This is a genomic window from Burkholderia sp. Ac-20349 (genome assembly GCF_017104865.1).
GTDB classification, from domain to species: Bacteria; Pseudomonadota; Gammaproteobacteria; order Burkholderiales; family Burkholderiaceae; genus Burkholderia; species Burkholderia aenigmatica.
Map to the genome: position 1 here is coordinate 1 of NZ_JAAGPM010000286.1, position 3,171 is coordinate 3,171.

At 68.5% G+C, this 3,171-nt stretch carries 4 protein-coding genes and 2 pseudogenes; 3 read left to right on the top strand and 3 right to left on the bottom strand.

Annotated elements, in window-relative coordinates; translation table 11 throughout:
- The first annotated feature begins 80 nt into the window (after positions 1-80).
- The 3 genes and pseudogenes from G3N61_RS38430 (at position 81) to G3N61_RS38440 (ending at position 1,536) form a co-directional block, all read left to right on the top strand.
- Positions 81-702 (top strand): annotated as a pseudogene (locus G3N61_RS38430) (beta-ketoacyl synthase chain length factor).
- On the top strand, positions 702-1,205 hold the full coding sequence (locus tag G3N61_RS38435) for a hotdog family protein (RefSeq protein WP_205825052.1): 504 nt from the start codon (positions 702-704) through the stop codon (positions 1,203-1,205). Before G3N61_RS38430 ends, G3N61_RS38435 begins: the two are co-directional and overlap by 1 nt.
- A complete protein-coding gene (locus G3N61_RS38440) occupies positions 1,189-1,536 on the top strand; it encodes a hypothetical protein (protein WP_051890174.1) in 348 nt (115 codons plus the stop codon). The genes G3N61_RS38435 and G3N61_RS38440 overlap by 17 nt, the downstream gene beginning before the upstream one ends.
- A gap of 87 nt (positions 1,537-1,623) precedes the next feature.
- On the opposite strand, the gene G3N61_RS38445 is transcribed toward G3N61_RS38440, so the two are convergent.
- The 3 genes and pseudogenes from G3N61_RS38445 to G3N61_RS38455 all read right to left on the bottom strand — a co-directional run.
- Positions 1,624-1,830, bottom strand: coding sequence for a hypothetical protein (locus tag G3N61_RS38445; RefSeq protein ID WP_205825053.1), 207 nt, complete (start codon positions 1,828-1,830; stop codon positions 1,624-1,626).
- A 116-nt stretch (positions 1,831-1,946) separates the two neighbouring features.
- A complete protein-coding gene (gene phbB / locus G3N61_RS38450) occupies positions 1,947-2,690 on the bottom strand; it encodes an acetoacetyl-CoA reductase (protein ID WP_043187380.1) in 744 nt (247 codons plus the stop codon).
- Positions 2,691-2,905: 215 nt separating this feature from the next.
- Positions 2,906-3,171: pseudogene (locus G3N61_RS38455) on the bottom strand (acetyl-CoA C-acetyltransferase); the annotation flags it as partial.

A 3,171-nucleotide genomic window follows, 5' to 3' on the forward strand; every position in this document is an offset into this window, starting at 1 on the left:
GTCAACCTGCCGAAGCGCGAGGCCGACCTGGCGATCACGCTCGAGCGGCCCGAGCGCGGGCCCTACGTGGTCACCAAGCTGTGCGACTACCAGCTGCGGCTCTACGCGACGCGCGACTATCTCGCGACCGTGTTCAGCGCGTCGGGCGGCGACGGCCAGAATTGCCACGCGATCTGCGAGACCCTTGCCGGCGACGATCGCCAGTTGTCGCCGACGCGCTTCCACAACTCCGTGCACAACGCGCCGGCCGGCTACTGGAGCATCGCGACCCGCGCGATGGCGACGTCGAACGTGCTGTGCGCGCACGACGGCAGCTTTGCCGCGGGCCTGCTCGAAAGCCTGTGCCAGGTCGCGGTCGATCGCGTGCCGACGCTGCTGATCGCGTACGACACCGACTATCCGGAACCGCTGCGCGCGGTGCGGCCGATCGGCGACGCATTCGGCGTGGCGCTCGTGCTCGCGCCCGACGCAAGCGAACGCGCGGTCGCCCGCATCGACGTGCAACTCACCGACGCGCCCGCCACGACGCTCGCGCATGCCGAACTCGACGCACTGCGCGCCGGCAATCCGGCCGCGCGCGTGCTGCCGTTGCTCGATGCGCTCGCCGCGCGGCGTTCGACACGCGTCGTGCTCGACTACCTCGCCGACACACGCGTGCAGGTCGATGTCGCGATGCCGGATACGTTCACGGAGCCTGCGTGATGACCGCGACGATCCCGCTCGCGCCGCCGCTCGACCACGCGTGGATCGCCGCGCACATTCCGCACGACGGCGCGATGTGCCTGCTCGAGACGGTCGATGCGTGGGATGCCGACCGCATCCGCTGCACCGCGACGAGTCACCGCGATCCGCACAACCCGCTGCGCACGCATGGCCGGCTCGCGTCGGTCTGCGGCATCGAATACGCGGCGCAAGCGATGGCCGTGCACGGCGCGCTGCTCGTTACGCACGACGCGTGCCCGCGTGTCGGCTATCTCGCGAGCGTGCGCAATATCGACGCGTTCGTCGACCGGCTCGACACGTTCGCACAGCCGCTCGTCGTCGAAGCGGAGCGCGTGAGCGGCGACGCCCGCTCGGTGCTGTACGGCTTCGCGCTGCGCTGCGGCGAGCGCGTGCTGCTGGCCGGCCGCGCGGCAGTGATGCTCGACGCGTCGGCGGCCGGCGCGTTTCGCCCGGCGCCAGCCGGCAATGCGCATCCTCGATGAAGCCGCTTACTCAAGAGAAGGAAACCTGGTCGTGAAAGTTCGTCAGTTCATTGGTACCGCGCTCGTTCTGGCGCTGATCAGCCCGATCGCGCACGCGGACATGTCGGAAGTGAAGCAGGACATCAAGCGCGATTCGAAGGAAGCCGCGCACAAGACCGGCGAGGCGGCCCGCAGCTTCGGCCACGCGACCGCAAGCGCCGCGAAGGCGGTCGGGCACGGGGTCGCACACGCGTCGCGCGAAGGCTGGGATGCCACCAAGCGCACGACGAAGCGGATCTTCCACAAGAACGACTCGGGCGAGTCGGGTGGAAAGAGCGAAAAGAGCGATTGATCAAGGGCACCGCGCGCGTCGCCCGTGGCATGCGCGCGATGCGTGACCGCTCGTCAATCGTGACGCGTCGCTACCGCAATGCTGCCGTCAACGCGCGCCGCGCAGGCGGCGTGCCGGCCGGGCCCGCACACGCGCGAAGCATCTGCCGTACGCGACGAGCCAGCAATCGCGATGATCGAAGTTCCGCAGCAGCCGCGCACGGCGCCGCTCGAGCCAGTAGAGCGAGACCGCCATCGTCAGCGCGACGGCCAGTGCCGTGCCGCCGATCGCGAGTCCCATCCAGGTGTCGCCCATGCCTTCTCCGGAATGCAAAGCCGAAGCGGCGCACCTGCCGCCGCCCTGGCACTGGATAGTGCGGAACGCGGCCCGGCACGTGCGCACACGCCGCCGGACCGCCGTGCCACTGCGCGTCAGTGCATGTGCTGCCCGCCGTTGATCGCGATGTTGGAGCCCGTCACGAAGCCGGCCTCCTCCGAGCACAGGTAAGCCACCAGCGCCGCGACTTCCTCGGGCTTGCCGAGCCGGCCCGCCGGAATCTGCGGGAGGATCTTCGAGTCGAGGATGTCCTGCGGGATCGCCGTGACCATCTTCGTCGCGAGGTAGCCCGGCGACACCGTGTTCACCGTTACGCCCTTGCGCGCGATTTCGAGCGCGAGCGATTTCGTGAAGCCGTGCATGCCCGCCTTCGCGGCCGCGTAGTTGGTCTGGCCGACCGAGCCTTTCGAGCCGTTCACCGACGAGATGTTGACGATGCGACCCCAGCCGCGCTCGACCATGCTTTCGCAGACCGGCTTCGTCATGTTGAACACGGAATCGAGGTTGGTGCGGATCACCGCATCCCAGTTGACCTTGTCGAGCTTGCGCAGCGTCATGTCGCGCGTGATGCCCGCGTTGTTCACGAGAATGTCGACCGGGCCGACGTCCCGCACGATCTTCTCGATGCATTGCTGGCACGAATCGTGATCGGCCACGTCCACCGGGTACGCGTGGAACTCGCGGCCGGCCGCATGCATCTCGGTCAGCCAGCGGTCCGCGCCGGTGTTGTTCGGCGAATACGTGACGACTACCCGGTGGCCCGCGTCGTTCAACCTGATGCTGACCGCTTCGCCGAGGCCGCCCATTCCACCAGTCACAACTGCAATTCGCTTAGTCATCCTATAAATTACCGACAGAAAAGTAATCGATGAAGGCGGGGCGACGGCATCGCACCTGCTGCCGCCCCGCCGCTTCGATGCGAGCCGCCCGCGTCGCGGGCGCGGCACGCACCGGCACCTCGCGCTTGTTGTTCACGGCTTGTCGTGCGCGAAAACCGCTTCGCCCGCATGCGGCGCCGGCAGGCGCCACACGCGGGACGTGAGTCAGACCCTGCTCACGCGCGCTCGACCGCGAGCGCGACGCCCATCCCGCCGCCGATGCACAGCGACGCCAGGCCGCGCTTCGCGTCGCGCTTGACCATCTCGTGCAGCAGCGTCACCAGAATCCGGCAGCCCGACGCGCCGATCGGGTGTCCGATCGCGATCGCCCCGCCGTTCACGTTCACCTTCGACGTGTCCCAGCCCATCTGCTTGTGCACCGCCAGCGCCTGCGCCGCAAATGCCTCGTTGATCTCCATCAGGTCCAGGTCGCCCGGCGTCC

Coding starts and splice junctions, on each gene's coding strand:
- G3N61_RS38435 (WP_205825052.1), top strand. CDS start 702: ATGACCGCGACGATCCCGCTCGCGCCGCCGCTCGACCACGCGTGGATC.
- G3N61_RS38440 (WP_051890174.1), top strand. CDS start 1,189: ATGCGCATCCTCGATGAAGCCGCTTACTCAAGAGAAGGAAACCTGGTC.
- G3N61_RS38445 (WP_205825053.1), bottom strand. CDS start 1,830: ATGGGCGACACCTGGATGGGACTCGCGATCGGCGGCACGGCACTGGCC.
- phbB (WP_043187380.1), bottom strand. CDS start 2,690: ATGACTAAGCGAATTGCAGTTGTGACTGGTGGAATGGGCGGCCTCGGC.